The sequence below is a fragment of the Algibacter aquimarinus genome (genome assembly GCF_039543265.1).
Taxonomy (GTDB): Bacteria; Bacteroidota; Bacteroidia; order Flavobacteriales; family Flavobacteriaceae; genus Algibacter_B; species Algibacter_B aquimarinus.
The window spans coordinates 309,427-324,818 of record NZ_BAABJK010000006.1; the positions used below are offsets into that span (position 1 = coordinate 309,427).

General features: G+C 32.0%; 15 protein-coding genes. 6 read left to right on the forward strand and 9 right to left on the reverse strand.

From position 1 onward, the window contains the following. Window positions 1-15: 15 nt before the first annotated feature. Genes ABD939_RS10530 through tilS form a run of 3 tightly spaced genes read right to left on the reverse strand, consistent with a single transcriptional unit; the run spans window position 16 to window position 3,979 of the window. A complete protein-coding gene (locus ABD939_RS10530; protein ID WP_345168115.1) occupies window positions 16-975 on the reverse strand; it encodes a YheT family hydrolase in 960 nt (319 codons plus the stop codon). A 22-nt stretch (window positions 976-997) separates the two neighbouring features. Then, entirely contained in the window at window positions 998-2,620 is a 1,623-nt protein-coding gene (ade, locus tag ABD939_RS10535; protein ID WP_345168118.1) for an adenine deaminase, read from the reverse strand. Window positions 2,621-2,662: 42 nt separating this feature from the next. Further along, complete coding sequence (gene tilS / locus ABD939_RS10540; RefSeq protein WP_345168481.1) at window positions 2,663-3,979, reverse strand: tRNA lysidine(34) synthetase TilS; 1,317 nt, start codon at window positions 3,977-3,979, stop codon at window positions 2,663-2,665. A 185-nt stretch (window positions 3,980-4,164) separates the two neighbouring features. On the opposite strand from tilS, the gene ABD939_RS10545 reads away from it, so the two are divergent. Beyond that, entirely contained in the window at window positions 4,165-4,857 is a 693-nt protein-coding gene (locus ABD939_RS10545; protein ID WP_345168120.1) for a hypothetical protein, read from the forward strand. Window positions 4,858-4,878: 21 nt separating this feature from the next. Here the strand turns inward: ABD939_RS10545 and ABD939_RS10550 are convergent, their stop codons facing one another. Together ABD939_RS10550 and pabB are read right to left on the reverse strand one after the other, a co-directional pair. Continuing rightward, entirely contained in the window at window positions 4,879-5,490 is a 612-nt protein-coding gene (locus ABD939_RS10550; protein ID WP_345168123.1) for a hypothetical protein, read from the reverse strand. Window positions 5,491-5,546: 56 nt separating this feature from the next. After that, a complete protein-coding gene (gene pabB, locus ABD939_RS10555) occupies window positions 5,547-6,848 on the reverse strand; it encodes an aminodeoxychorismate synthase component I (protein ID WP_345168125.1) in 1,302 nt (433 codons plus the stop codon). A 140-nt stretch (window positions 6,849-6,988) separates the two neighbouring features. Between pabB and ABD939_RS10560 the strand changes: the two genes are divergently transcribed. The 3 genes from ABD939_RS10560 to ABD939_RS10570 all read left to right on the forward strand — a co-directional run bounded on the left by ABD939_RS10560 (window position 6,989) and on the right by ABD939_RS10570 (window position 10,041). Then, the gene (locus ABD939_RS10560; RefSeq protein ID WP_345168127.1) at window positions 6,989-7,879 is read left to right on the forward strand and encodes an aldose 1-epimerase family protein; all 891 of its coding nucleotides are present in this window, start codon (window positions 6,989-6,991) and stop codon (window positions 7,877-7,879) included. Between the two features lie 130 nt (window positions 7,880-8,009). Then, window positions 8,010-9,365, forward strand: coding sequence for a DEAD/DEAH box helicase (locus ABD939_RS10565; protein ID WP_345168130.1), 1,356 nt, complete (start codon window positions 8,010-8,012; stop codon window positions 9,363-9,365). Between the two features lie 364 nt (window positions 9,366-9,729). Then, complete coding sequence (locus tag ABD939_RS10570) at window positions 9,730-10,041, forward strand: GIY-YIG nuclease family protein (protein WP_345168133.1); 312 nt, start codon at window positions 9,730-9,732, stop codon at window positions 10,039-10,041. 465 nt (window positions 10,042-10,506) lie between these two features. Here the strand turns inward: ABD939_RS10570 and ABD939_RS10575 are convergent, their stop codons facing one another. The 3 genes from ABD939_RS10575 to ABD939_RS10585 form a co-directional block, all read right to left on the reverse strand. After that, window positions 10,507-11,433, reverse strand: coding sequence for an aspartyl protease family protein (locus ABD939_RS10575; protein WP_345168136.1), 927 nt, complete (start codon window positions 11,431-11,433; stop codon window positions 10,507-10,509). Beyond that, window positions 11,430-11,912, reverse strand: a complete 483-nt coding sequence (locus ABD939_RS10580; protein WP_298881404.1) for a MarR family winged helix-turn-helix transcriptional regulator — start codon at window positions 11,910-11,912, stop codon at window positions 11,430-11,432. Before ABD939_RS10580 ends, ABD939_RS10575 begins: the two co-directional genes overlap by 4 nt. A 444-nt stretch (window positions 11,913-12,356) precedes the next feature. Continuing rightward, window positions 12,357-12,749: a MotA/TolQ/ExbB proton channel family protein gene (locus ABD939_RS10585; protein ID WP_345168145.1), complete on the reverse strand. Its 393-nt coding sequence runs from the start codon at window positions 12,747-12,749 to the stop codon at window positions 12,357-12,359. Window positions 12,750-12,964: 215 nt separating this feature from the next. On the opposite strand from ABD939_RS10585, the gene ABD939_RS10590 reads away from it, so the two are divergent. Further along, window positions 12,965-13,978: a sensor histidine kinase gene (locus tag ABD939_RS10590; protein WP_345168148.1), complete on the forward strand. Its 1,014-nt coding sequence runs from the start codon at window positions 12,965-12,967 to the stop codon at window positions 13,976-13,978. After that, window positions 13,978-14,694, forward strand: a complete 717-nt coding sequence (locus ABD939_RS10595) for a LytR/AlgR family response regulator transcription factor (RefSeq protein WP_345168150.1) — start codon at window positions 13,978-13,980, stop codon at window positions 14,692-14,694. The genes ABD939_RS10590 and ABD939_RS10595 overlap by 1 nt, the downstream gene beginning before the upstream one ends. Here the strand turns inward: ABD939_RS10595 and ABD939_RS10600 are convergent. Next, window positions 14,691-15,392: a hypothetical protein gene (locus tag ABD939_RS10600; RefSeq protein ID WP_345168152.1), complete on the reverse strand. Its 702-nt coding sequence runs from the start codon at window positions 15,390-15,392 to the stop codon at window positions 14,691-14,693. The two genes, ABD939_RS10595 and ABD939_RS10600, sit on opposite strands and share 4 nt — an antisense overlap.

Genomic DNA, 15,392 nt, shown 5'->3' on the forward strand with positions numbered 1-15,392 from the left:
TCACAATAAATCTATTTATCCTATTTTTGATGCAAACTCAAACGCTCTCTTTTCGTTATAATAGATATTGTTTTTATCTATAAAACCAGAATGACCACCATGATTAGGCATTTCTAAATGTAGATACGAATTATTTTTAGCTGCTTTAACAGGATAACATTCTGATGATAAAAAAGAATCGTTTAACGCATTTATTATTAAAGTTGGAGTTTTTATATTTTGAAGAAATTGAAGACTAGCACATTTTTCATAATAATCTGCCGCATTTTTAAAACCATGTGCTTTTGAAGTATAAACATTATCAAAATCGTATAATGTTTTAATTGATTTTATATCCTTCGTACTTATAAATTCAGGAAATAGACGTTGTTTTTCTTCAAGTCGTTTTATTAAAGGTTTTAAAAACCTATCGTGGTAAAGTTTATTTTTAAATGCATGTAATTCATCTGAAGCTCCTGCCAAATTACAAGGAACAGAAACAGCAATAGCAGACTTAACTTCATCTGGCACATGATCTCTTTCACCAAGATATTTTAAAATAATATTTGCTCCTAAACTAATACCCTTTAAATAAATTTCTGAATAGTTTTTATTGTTTATAACATGGTTAAGAACCTCAACCAAATCTTCGGTAGCACCTGAGTGATAGCTATAATAATTTAAATTTTCTTCTCCACTACAACCCCTAAAATTTACACAAATAGCATCACATCCATTTTTATTAAACAATTTTGCTGCACCCGTTACGTAAGGTCTTTGTCCGTGGCCTTCTAAACCATGTAATAGTATAATAAGCTTATTTGTTTTTACTTCAGAATAGCTCCAATCTAAATCTAAAAAATCGCCATCAGTTAACGTAATTCTTTCCCGGTCTTGAATTAAAGAAACTTGCCGAAATAATCCTGAATAAACAGTTGAAACAAATCCGTTTTTAAAGTAAAACCGTGGCTTGTAATTAGATTCTATTATTGGCATTATTACTTAGTAGTTGTTTGTTTTAATTAAATTCTAAAGATTTGAATTTGAAATTGGTTCCGTCAAATAAGCCTTTGTCACTTAACTTTAGCGACGGAATTACCAACAAAGCCATAAAAGACAATGTCATATAAGGCGCATTTAGATGGCTGCCCAAAGCTTTTGCCATATCATCCAATTCTGCATATTGTTTTCCTATGGTTTCGCCATCTTTATCACTCATAATGCCTGCAACTGGAAGAGAGACTATTTTTTCTTGAGAACTGGAAATAGCACAAATACCACCTTTGTTTTTAATAATTAAATTTACAGCCTTACAAATTGCTTCATCAGATACACCAACAGCAATAATATTATGCGAATCATGACCAACGGATGATGCAATTGCACCTTCTTTTAGTCCAAAATTTTTAATGAAAGCAATTGCTGGTTCTTGGTTTTCATACCGATTAACAACCGTCATTTTTAAAATGTCATTTTTAATATTAGAAACTAAATTTCCGTTGTTTATGGTAGCCTCTTTTATTATTTCGTTTGTTACTAATTGCCCTTCTACAGCTTCTATCACTCTAATTTGTTTTGCAGAAGATTCCAGCTTGAAATCTGAAACAACTTTGGTTTCACAATTAAAATTATTTAGGTTTTGAAATTCTATTGATTCTATTAATACGTTTCCATTATCAAAAACCAATTCGCCATTAATATACGTTTGTAGCGTTTTAAATGTTTTTAAATCCTCTACAATGATGCAATCAGCAGCATCTCCAACTTGCAATAATCCAACATTCAAATTATAGTGTTTTACTGGATTAACACAAGCCGCTTGCAAAACTTTAAACACATTAATACTTTTTGCTACTGCTCGTTCGCAAAGCTGATTTATATGTCCAATAATTAAATCGTCCGGATGTTTATCATCACTGCAAAACATCATATTCTCAAAATGCTCTGGTAACAAATCAATTAAGGCTTCAAAATTTTTAGCTGCACTTCCTTCTCGAATTAGTATTTTCATACCTTTTTGAAGTTTCTCTAAAGCTTCTTCATAAGTAAAACACTCATGGTCTGTAGAAATGCCAGCACTTATATATTTTGAAATATCAGCTCCTCTAACGCCGGGTGCATGTCCGTCAATAGGTTTTTTAAAGTGTTTCGCCCAAGCTATTTTTTTTAAAACTTCATCATCATCAAAAATAACTCCAGGGTAATTCATCATTTCTGCGAGATACTTGATATCTGAATTTTCCAATAACTTTTTAATATAATCAGAATTAATAGTAGCTCCAGCAGATTCAAAATTAGTTGCAGGCACACAAGATGGTGCACCAAAATTGAATTTAAACGGTACTTGTTTTCCGTTATTAATCATAAACTCCACACCTTCAACACCAAGAACATTGGCTATTTCGTGTGGGTCTGAAACGGTTGATACGGTTCCGTGTTTTACAGCTATTCTTGCGAATTCACTGGGCACTAACATGGAGCTTTCTATATGAATATGTGAATCAATAAATCCAGGAAGTATATAATGATTTACATCATGCTGTTTTTCTTCAATAGCTATTATTTTACCATTGGCAACGGTTATTTCACCTTTAAAAATATGTTTATTTTCTATGTCTACTATTTGTCCTTGTAATTTCAAATTCTTGTTTATTGAAGTATTGCTATTGCACTGAACATTGCATTAATGTTTAAATTGTATTTTTAGAATGTTTTTAGTACTATTCTTAACTTTAAACCGATCATCTGCTCTTCTATTTACAACCCAAACAATATCTCCAGCCGAAGATAACAACCAAGTATTCTCTTTATCTAAAAGTGATAATTTTTCATCTTTAAAATATTTACTGAGTTTCTTTTTACCTGTCATACCAAGCGGATAAAAGATGTCACCCTCCTGTCGTTTTCTTAGCTTTAAAGGAAATTTCAATTTATCCTTATCTACGTAAATGATATTTTTATCAGGTTTTGAAATAGCATCTACTTCTTCAAAAAGTATGATTCCGAATGGTGTTTCTTTTTCTATTTCACTTTCAGAAATACTAATCTCATTTGGAGTATTATCATTATTATACGGACTTAACAACAGGTACTCTCGGTTTTTAATGAGCCTATGCGTATTAGAAAATACTTGTTTGCCTGTTTCTGCATCTAGCAAATCTACCATATCATTCCATTCGGTAAAGCCAAAACTTTTAAATACCTCGAACATATAGGCTTTGGGATTATTTACCTTTTTGAATTCAGAAATTTTGAACGTTATATAATGCTCGTTCATAGTATCGATAGCTCGCTTTAAAACGGCATTAGTACTTTCTTCAACGATATCTGCGGTATCATTTAAATTACTTAATGTAGTCTGGAAACTTTGCAATAAACTAGGATTGATTTCTTTTAAAATGGGTACTACTTCATGACGAAGTTTATTCCTTAAATATTTTACAGATTTGTTACTGCTGTCTTCTCTCCATTGGATATTATTTTCTTTAGCATAAACCTCTATATCCACATTTGAAAATGGTAATAACGGACGTACAAATTTGCCATTAACTTCAGGAATTCCTGTTAAACCCTCTAAACCAGTGCCTCTGGTAAAATTAATTAAAAACGTTTCTAAATTATCATCGGCATGGTGTGCAGTTAAAATATAATCGAACTGTAATTGTTCTGATAGTTCTTCAAACCAATTATAGCGCAGTTCCCGTGCTGCCATTTGAATGGAGCGTTTATTATCCTCAGCATATTTTTCAGTATCAAAACGTTGTGTAAATACTTCAATATCCAAATCCTCAGCAAGCTCTAATACAAAATCTTCATCAGCATCACTTTCATTGCCTCTTAAATTAAAATTGCAATGTGCAAGCGCAATATTTAAGCCTAAATTATAACTTAAATGCGTTAAAACAACACTATCTATCCCTCCTGAAATAGCTATAAGTAATTTTGAATTCTCTAAAAAGGGAAGTCGATTATTTATGTGTTCTTTAAAATTTTCTACCACGCTCAAATTTACGTTTTATTTTAGTCTCTTAAAAGGTGCAAAGTCGCAAACTTGTGGGTAATACTAAAGTCACAAAAACTAATAGTGTATATAAACATTTTAAATGAGTTTTGGCATGACAAAAATCATAAGCTCGTTTTAGAGATTTTGTAATTTTAAACTATAAATTTTTAAATAATTGAGCCATGTGTACGATAGATAAATTAAACGACAAAACCGCGCAAACTGCATTTGATAAGAAGGTTATTTCTGCTACACAACATTTACAAGCTTATGTAAAGCACCGTTTATATATTGCAGAATCGACAAAGATTATCCCAAAAAACATGTATAAATCTAACGATATTATAGATGAAGGAATTGCGAAATTTTATGAACAAGGATATAATGTGGATGCTGATGCGCCTTCTATAAAAATTGAACTTTTTAAAATTGTTGATGCAGACTTAGATGATTTGTTTAAAAATGAAGCATTTCATCAAAATACAATGAGTACAGATTCTATTCTAAAAGATGAATTGGATGGTTTAGAAGAAGAATTTACTGCTGATGAAGGTTTTGATTTTATTATGAATGAGGAGTTAAGCGATATTTCGTATCATCAGGACCAAGAGGACAAACATGTTTTTGTGTATGATGACAATAATGCCTCGTTACAAAATGCTTTTGATATTTCTGATATTTCTACGAAACGCAATAAACATTTATTAGGCAAATACTATACGTGGTTGCCACTTAAGGTTTCTGATATTGTAGATTTGTTCGTTTTTGGAAAATTAAGTTTTGATGAAATAGCTACCGTAAAAAATATTGAAACAAAGCGTGTTGAACGTATTTTGGAATTGGCTATTGAAGATTTTAAGGAGCACCTTATTTAGCTTCAATTCAGTAAACAAATACTATTCTATTGTAAAAAAATAATGTCCGTCTGTTCCAGTTCGGGTAAATACGGTGTTACAACTTTCAAACTTTATTTCGTCGTTTAACGTGTTGTAAGCCTCAAATATTTGAGCGTTATTTTCGGTATTTAGGTTAAACGCATTACTATAGGCACTTACCATACAATAATCACCGGGTGTGTTAACTGAAACGCCTAATCTGTATTGGTAAAACTGATTATCATCAGTGAGTTCGGGTACATAATTAGTAGATTCTGCACATGTGTTAAAAGTGAATAGCTCACCGATATCAAAATTTATAGTGGCGTCTGTAAACACCTCTGCATTAAGGTCCGTTTGGTTGTTAAGTTTTAGAATAAATAGTCCGTCAATAAATAACTCTCTATCAGTAACGAGTTCTGGCGTTTCTGTATCATTACAAAAATCTACAAGCATTGATGAAGTTTCCGCATTTAGCCAAATGGTCTCATTTGCAGCATAGGTTGTTGCTGTATTTTCAACGTTTAACGTGTAGGCTTCTGGAGATTCGAATCCGCAATTATCTAGGTCTTCTTCACATAAAACGGCCATAAAAAGTGGCGCAATGGCAACAAATTTTAAATACTTTTTCATAAATAGATTTTTTTTTAAGATGCATTAACTCGTAAAAGGTTGCGTATACTATGCTTTTAATTCTCCAAAACTTCACGCATAGCCTTGGCCTTAACTAAACATTCTTCGTACTCTTTTAGCGGGTCACTTTTTGCTGTAATCGCACCACCAACTGAATACGAGATATATTGTTTTGATGCGTTATAAAGAATGCTACGAATAACAACGTTAAAATCGAAATCGCCATGGGGTGAAAAATAACCAATACCGCCAGAATATAACCCGCGCTTTGTTTCTTCAAGGTTTTCAATAATTTGCATTGCTGAAATTTTTGGCGCCCCAGTCATGCTTCCCATTGGGAATGTACTTTTTATAATATCAACAGGATGCGTTTCTAGATTTACTTTAGAGGTTACTGTAGATATCATTTGATGCACTTGGTCAAACGTGTAAATCTTGCATAACTCTTCTACCTTTACACTGCCTTTTAGTGCCGTTTTTGATAGGTCGTTACGCACTAAATCTACAATCATAATATTTTCGCTACGTTCTTTCTCGTCGTTTGCTAAAGCTGCTTTTAATTGTAAATCTTCTTCAGGATTTTCAGCACGTTTAGCGGTGCCTTTGATAGGTTGCGAAATAAGAGTTTCGGCTTCCTTTTTTATATAGCGCTCTGGTGATGCGCACAATACATATTTATCGTAGAGTTTAACAAAGGATGCAAAGGGCGGGTTAGAAATATTATTTAAATTCTGATAAGTTTCTAACGGGTTAATACAGGTGTTTTCGGCATAAAATTCCTGACAAAAATTAGCCTCGTAAATATTGCCTCGATGAATGTGTTCCAGCAATGTATCTACTTTACTAAAATACTCGTCTTTATGTATACGGAGTTTTATTTTAACATCGCCGCAGCCACTTCCATTGCGTTCAGCATGACATTCTTGGTTCTCAAAAAGACATTCTAAATCTGCTTCAAGCTCATCATCAACACAATTTAAATATTGAATCTCAAGCTGATTGTCTTTAATTAAAAACAGCTTTTTAGGTTGAAAAAAATACAAATCTGGGAACTCTAAATCATCATGGTTTTTAGAATTTAAAACCTCAATGTCATTTTTTAAATCGTAGGTGAGATAACCAAAAATCCAGTCGTTAGTGTTGGTTTGGTATTCCTTTAGCTTTTCAAAACCATCGTTATAGTCCGTTTGAATACTTGTAAAGGCATCTACCGCTAAAACAGCATCATAACTTGTAAATTTCTGCTCGTAATTATTGGAGTCTAACCAAACTACGTCATCAAATTGCTGCGCCCAAACCAGTAACAGATTTTTAAACTTGGTAACGTCTTTAAGTTTATGAATTTGTGTTGTTCTCAAATAAAATTATTATTAAGAATGCCTCATCTAGATAAATTTTATCTCATTTTCGGTTAAAGAAAAAAAGTTAAGATGAATTCTAAGCAAAGTTACTGAGAATACTTAAAAAATTAAGACTTTTGTACAAAATACCAATTAGTATGTTTTCAATACAAAACTATAAATTAAAAATAGCTGTCCAAGATATTGGTGCTGAGTTATGTAAAATTACTTCTGTAAAACATAATACCGATTTTATGTGGCATGCAGACCCAAATGTTTGGGGTAGTTTTGCCCCTAACCTCTTCCCAATTATTGGGGCTTTAAAAAATGATTCTTACACGTTTGAAGGTAAAACATATACCCTTCCAAAACATGGGTTTGTTAGACACAACAAAGCTATAACGCTACATAAGCAAACCAAAAACAGTTTAATATTCAAACTAACATCAAACACCGATACTCTCAATCACTATCCGTTTAAGTTTGAATTTTATATAAGCTATACTTTAAATAATAACGTACTTGAGGTTAATCATACTATTAAAAATACAGATGATAAAACCATGTATTTCTCGGTTGGTGGGCACCCAGCATTTAAATGTCCTGTGTTTGAAAACGAGAACTACGAAGACTATGTTTTAGAATTTGAAAATGAAGAAAATTCTAAAAGGCATTTAATAAACATGGAAAACGGGCTTATATCTTCTAAAACAGAAGAGGTATTTAATAATTCTAATAAAATTCCATTAACGCACAATCTTTTCAATGCAGATGCATTGGTTTTTAAAGATACTAAGTCGCGTAAAATAACATTAAAAAGCACAAAAAAAGGCGACGTTATTACGGTTCATTTTAAAGGCTTTCCATATTTAGGCATTTGGGCAAAACCCAATGGTAATTTTGTTTGCATAGAACCTTGGTTAGGTATTGCAGATAGCGAAACAACCAATCAAAAGTTAGAAGATAAAGCAGGTGTTTTAAGTTTAGCTTCCAATAAAACCTTCGAAGCTGCTTACAGTATAGAAATACACAATGCGCATTTAGTCTAAACAGAATAATAAGCTTAACTTTGCTGGCTAAATAGCACTACTTTGACTTTTAATCTGTTAGTCGTTATTTTAAAAAATAAGAACAGATTAAATTCAACATTAAAAAACTCAGATCATATCATAATATAGTATGGCTCATTTCAAGGATTTAAATTTAAACACACCGCTTTTTAATGCCCTAGACGATTTAGGCTACACCACGCCTACGCCTATTCAAGAGCAAGCGTTTAATGTAGTAGCCTCTGGAAAAGATGTGGTTGGTATTGCACAAACAGGTACAGGAAAAACCTTTGCCTATATGTTGCCTATTCTTAAAAACTTAAAATATTCCACTCAAGATAATCCTCGGGTTTTGGTTTTAGTACCAACGCGTGAGTTGGTGGTACAGGTGGTAGACGAGATTGAAAAACTATCCAAATACATCAACAATCGTGTTTTGGGCGTGTATGGTGGCACGAACATAAATACACAAAAACAAGCCGTTGCGCAAGGTTTAGATATTATTGTAGCCACACCAGGGCGTTTGTACGATTTGGCTGTAAGCCGCGTATTGCAACTAAAATCAATACAAAAATTGGTAATTGATGAAGTAGATGTTATGCTCGATTTAGGCTTCAGGCACCAACTCATTAATATTTTTGATATCCTACCCCAACGCCGGCAAAACATCATGTTTTCGGCAACCATGACGCAAGATGTAGATTTGCTGATAAACGATTTCTTTAAAAGTCCAGAGCGTGTTTCCATAGCCGTTTCTGGTACGCCGTTAGATAATATCTCGCAACATCGTTACCATGTGCCTAACTTTTACACCAAAGTAAATTTACTGGTGCATTTATTAAATGACACCGAACAGTATAACAAGGTTTTAATTTTTGTGGCCTTCAAACGAATGGCAGACCGTTTGTTTAATAAGTTAGACGAATTCTTTAAAGAAGAACTCTGCGTGATCCACTCAAATAAAACCCAGAATTACAGATTACGAAGTATCGAGCAATTTAGAAATGGCGAAAACCGTATTTTAATAGCCACCGATGTTATGGCGCGTGGTTTAGATATTGATAATGTATCGCACGTTATAAATTTTGACACACCCGATTTTCCAGAAAACTACATGCATCGTATTGGTAGAACAGGACGTGCCGAACGTAAAGGCGAAGCTTTAGTGTTTTCTACAGAAAAGGAACAAGAAGCCATTGCCAATATAGAAGGCTTAATGAAAATGACGATTCCTGTTTTAGAGCTTCCCGAAACCGTTGAAATTTCTACCGAACTTATAGAAGAAGAACGCCCACAAATAAAAGAGCGCAACAACCCGCATAAACGCAGAGACGAAGACGAACCTGGGCCAGCCTTTCATGAGAAATCCGAGAAAAACTCAAAAGAAAATTTAGGAGGAAGCTACAAGTTTAAAATAGCCGCCAAGTACAAAAAGCCTAAAACACGAGGCGATAAAAATTATAATAAACGCAATAAACGAAAGTAGATTTTGGGCGTTACCTATATCCTGAATTTAGTTCAGGATATAGGTCGGGCTTTCCGCTATATCTTTTTAAAACGTCATTGTTAGTAGCGAGCGACGTGGCAATCTGTTAAAACCAAGTTCTAAACCTAATGCATTACATCTAAAGCTTTAAAAAGGATGCCGCTGCAATCCCTAACGCAAGTATCCGCCAAATTCAGCTATAAGTCATTTGGGTTTGGTTTTTTTGCAAGTTTTTTGCATTGCTTACTCGAAACGCCACTAGTTGGAAACTAGCAGTAGCTGGGTGTCTGCTAAATTCAGTTCTTAATTCTTTATTTTTGTCATTCCTGCGCAGGCAGGAATCCATTTTCAAAGACAAGTGTAAATGCATAAAAACATACACCAATATTACCTATATATACTTTCCAACAAAAAGGACGGAACCTTATACATTGGTGTTACAAACGACTTAGAACGAAGAATGTTCGAACACAAAAACAAACTCGTTGAAGGTTTTACTTCAAAATACGGACTAGATAAACTTATGTATTTTGAAACATATCAATATGTAAATGATGCTATAAAGCGTGAAAAAAATATGAAGAAATGGAAACGCCAATGGAAAATTAACCTAATTGAAGAAGATAATTCCAATTGGGAAGATTTATCTGCAGATTGGACTTATTTAATTGATTGATTTTATTCTGGATTCCTGCCTGCGCAGGAATGACAAATAAATGTAATTTGGCTTTTAAGTATAATAATGTAAATTTTAATTTACTTTTAACTTAAAAATCCAATACGATAACTAAAAACACTACTGTCATTCCTGCTCAGGCAGGAATCTATTACACAACTCAAGTGTTAACCTATTTTTAATCAAAACAAAAGAATGATACTGCTACTAACTAACACGCCTATTGACTAAAATATGTTATAGATATTTAGATTTGGTTCTTTTTGGTTTATTTAAAATACAACTAGTTAAAAACTAACGGTAATTGGTGAGTAACGCTTATTGTGTTTGTGTATGTTTTGTTGCGTTGGTTTAGCGTAAATTTAGCAAATAAAAACCGAATAGAAAATCCGCGAGGATTTTCGTAAGTTGGCTAAAAGGAAGCAATAAAATATACACGGTGTTGTAAAACGTTTTATTCTGCTTCTATTTAAAATATTTAGGCTCCAAATACAAAGAATTATTACCCAAATCGTAAATAATATTCATTTTGTTTAAGACAATGTTTCCTAATGCTCCAATATGAGAATCACTTGCATTTGTTCCTAGTTTGGCTTTTGATAAACTCGCTATAACATTATAGAATGAATAGTCACTAATCTTTATTTCATTTACTAATACTAAAGGTGATTTATATATGATTCCATTCGAATCCATACTATTTGAGCTACCAACTACTTTAAGTTTGTTTTCAAGATTTAAATTTTTAACAGCTGTACTATTAAACGAAATTCTGTCATCAGCACCTGTGTCGAGCATAAACCAATCTTCATATAATGAGTCGTTTAACATAAATGAAGATTTAATTAATGGTACGCCATTGTCCATTTTCACTTCAAGTCTTTTTTTCTTCCCTTTATATTTATATGTTTTTGGATCGTATAGTTTAATTGTTTTTCTATCATAGTTTATGTCGACCACGTAATTAAGAAAAAATTCGCATCCAATAATTCCATCAAAATCAACGCTCTCATATGGAATTGAATAAAGTGTCAAATTTTCTAGTTTGACGTTGCCTAATTCGATTTTATTGTTCGAACTAGATTTAATTGTTGTAAAAGAAGAAGCACCTATATTAGTTTCTTCTCCATCAAAATTCAATTTTAATTTGTTACGTGCTATACTATCAACGACAACATATGAGCTTGCTCCAGTATCAACATTAAATATTAATGAATCTTTTTCATTAACTTTTATTTGTATGTATAATTGATTATCATCCCTTAGTTCAAACGGGAACGTACTTAATGGTTTGTTTACATTTTTCGATGTTATTGATAAATTATCTGAATTGTATTGTTTAGTACAACCTGTAATAATTGCCAATAATAGTAGAGATATTGCGTATTTCATATTTTTTCTTTTTTTACTAACTTAATAAAATGCTCTTCAGTATCATTTTTGAAATTTGAATATAATTGGGATGCATTGTTACTAATTACATTTAATTGCTCTAATAGTTTTTTCTGTTCAGATGTATTTAGTTCACCCAACGATATTTTTGTCGCAAATTGTTCCTCTTGTTCAAGAAAAATACAAGTTTGTTTACCTTTTTCCGTCAAGTATAAGTTTAGGTTGCGTTTATCCTTTTGTTCAATTTTTTTAATTAAATATCCCTTTGCTACTAATTTTTTAATTGCTTTTGCAGTAGTTGTTTTATCGACTAAAAGATTTAACGACAAATCTTGTTGGTTAATGCCTGGATTTTCCTTTACTCTTAGTAAAAACTGGTATTGTCCTTTTTCCAGATTTATAGATTTCATTAAAAAATCCGAAAATGAGTTTAATGCCCTATAAATTCTTCCGATTTCCCTTAATATTTTTTTATTCATTTTAATTTTAGATGAAAGTTCAACTAATGCAAATCTAGAAAAAAAATGGTTGAAGATTCAACTAATTTATTTAAATGTTTTACAACGTTAAGATATGGTTTCGTTTTAGTGAACTATATCATTCGATAAGCGAAGTTAGAATTTTACTTACAAAATCTGCAACAAACTTATAAACACTTGTAAACAAATTAAATATGGATTCCTGCCTACGCAGGAATGACAAAAAGGAATATTTAGTCTTTTAAAATTAATAATTTGTAAACCCTTATTTAATCAAAAAATTCTTCAATGTTTCTAGAATTAATATAATGAGTTCTGTCATTCCTGAGAAGGCAGGAATCCACAAATACAAAACTTAAACAAAAAAATCCCCTTTTCAAATACATGAAAAAGAGATTTTTTTAAGTTGCTTGGTTTCTTGATTGATGAAGAACCTTTACCCTACTAGCTTTTCTGTAATGCTTTTAAAATAATAATACCAATGCGTGGTAATATAAATGTTACGGCGCCAAAAACGGTTGTTAAAAAAGAAACTTTTAGTCCGCCAGCCATCATACCTTGGCTTACATCGCCTATGGCTTCAATAGCATCAAACGCCGTAATCATGCCTATAATAGACCCTAGAAACCCAAATACCAAACCTAGAATACTGGTATCGGACGCTAAACTGGTCATTTTTTTAGATTTCAGAACATCTTTTTTAAGGTTTATAAATCCCATAACAACAAAGGCTAAAGCCAGTAATAGGCATATTAAAATAAGTGACATAAAAAGTGGTCCACCTTCCATAAAACGGTCTGCAAAAGGATTTGATACTAAAACTGGAAATGATTTCATAATAATGGTTTTAATTAAACATGTTACAAACATATAGCTTAGATACCTTGCAAAATTTAAAATGCGACGGATGACTAATTTAGCAATAAAAATGACGTCTTGTTAAAACGGTTACAAAATCGGTCATTCGTCTACAAAACAAAAACCTCATCAAATTTTATACTATTATTGTATTGATGTTTACAAAGCGCTTCATATTAAAAAAGGTAGGGCAAATGCTTTTACACGTTATATTCTGGTATGGCGTGCTTTTATTTTATACCTATTTTTTTGGTGTTGATAGTAGCGATTATAGTTACGTTAGAAACTTTTCATTCTTCTTAATGCCCATAACCATAGCTACAACTTATGTGTTTATTTATAAAATAATACCAGATTATTTAATCCCGAAACGCTACTTTTTATTTAGTCTTTATAGCCTTTACACGTTTATAATTTCGGCTTATCTTATTGTTATTTCGGTGTTTTATGGACTTGTTTATCTTTCAAATTTCGAGCATACAAACATGGCACCCATTAGTAAAAGCTTACTATTTGTAGCTATTAGCGTGTATTTGGTGGTTATAATTGTTAGTGCGTTTAAGCTTTTAAAACTAAACTTAAAACATGCAGAAGACACCAAAAAACTTGAAACCAAAATTTTAGAAACCCAACTGAAATTAAAAGAACAAGAACTGAATTACTTAAAAATGCAAATTCATCCGCATTTTCTTTTTAATACATTAAACACCATGTATGGTTTTGCTTTAAAAAAAGCTGATGAAACACCAGAAATGATTTTAAAACTTTCAAACTTGTTAGATTATTTATTATATCAGGTTGATAAACCGTTTGTGGCGTTGCAAGATGAAATTAATCATATTGATGATTATATTGTGTTGGAAAAAATGCGTTTTAATGATACGCTTCAAATTAATTTTGAGACCAAAAATATTCTAGAAGATGTAAAAATTCCTCCCATGCTCATGCTTCCATTTATTGAAAACAGCTTTAAACACGGGAGTTTAAAAAACGGGGTACTTCATATTAACATTAAACTGTATTGTGAAGACAAAAACATATTTTTTGACATTGAAAATACGACCAGCGATAATCTCGCATCTAAAAATGGTATTGGTTTAGAAAACATAAAGAAGCGATTAAACCTATTATACAAAGATAAGCACCAGCTTGATATTGAACATACCAATGGAATATTTAAAGTACACTTAAAACTCATGACCAATTAATGCAAGAAAGCAAAAACATATCGTGTATAATTGTGGATGATGAGGCTATTGCAAGAGACGTTATTGCAACGCATTTGGCTAAAATACCGCATATAGAAATAGTTGCAAGTTGCAATAATGCCATTGAAGCTTTTAATGTATTACGAAACCATACCATCAATTTAATTTTTTTAGATATTAATATGCCCGAAATATCAGGTATATCCTTTGCTAAATCTATAAATAAGGATGTAAAAATTATATTTACAACAGCTTATAGAGATTTTGCTGTTGAGGGTTTTGAACTGCAAGCCATAGATTATTTGATGAAACCCATTTCTTTTGAAAGGTTATTAAAAGCAGTGAACACCTATTTTGATGTTTACGCATCAAATGAAACAACCACAGCCACAAAAGTTGACCCGAATGATTTTATGTTTGTTCGAGCCGATAGACGCATGATTAAAATAGATTTTGAATCTATAATCTACATTGAAAGTTACAGCGATTATATAAAAATTCATTTAGCCAATGAAACTGTTGTGACTAGAGAAACGATAAGTGCCATTGAAGCAAAACTACCAAACAAACGTTTTTTACGAATTCATCGTTCTTATATTATTGCACTAAAACACATTACGTCTTTTACCAACGAGGAAATTACAATTAATAATACCGCACTTACAATAAGCAGAAGTTATAAAAAAGGCGTTTTAGAAGTACTAGAAAAATTTTAGTTGAAGATTCCTTTTTTTGGTTTTAGAATGGTTGGTGCCCACACCTTAATATCATCAAACTTACCTGTATCATCAAACGAACCAAAGCCTAAGTGACCAGATTTAAAATGCGTATCTGTAGCTTTCATAATAGGTGTCGTCATATCATCAAAATAAATTTCAATAAGTCCTTCATCAACTTTTCTAACCACTCTTACGGTATGCCAATCGTTTACTCCTCCCCAGTTTGTACCTTCTGTTCTTTCCGAAGCGATACTTTTTCTAGGTTCATCATTAACTATAAAAATAGAATTTGCGTGTGCATCTGCTTTTGAAGCGATATGCGTATAATAAAAATTGGAGGCGTTTGTAATGCCAAACATTAAACATAAATCACGGTGCCCGTATTCTCTTCCGTTTTGGTTTAGTCTTATTTCATAAATAAAATCACCAAGAAGCACATTTTTTATTAAAGCTATATTAAATGGCGACCTTACTTCTGGTTTGTAATGACTTTGTTCAAAAAGCTCCAAACAGTTGCCGTTACTTCCTTTTGAAATACGCCACACTTTGCTGTCCGTCATTTCAAAATCTTGTATCGCTTCTGTAGATTCGAAATCTTGACTGTAAACTAGTTTATAATCCTCTGGAATCGTGGCTTGTGCACATAGTTTTATACTTAAAATAAAACATACAAAAAGAGTAAAAGGAATTTTCAT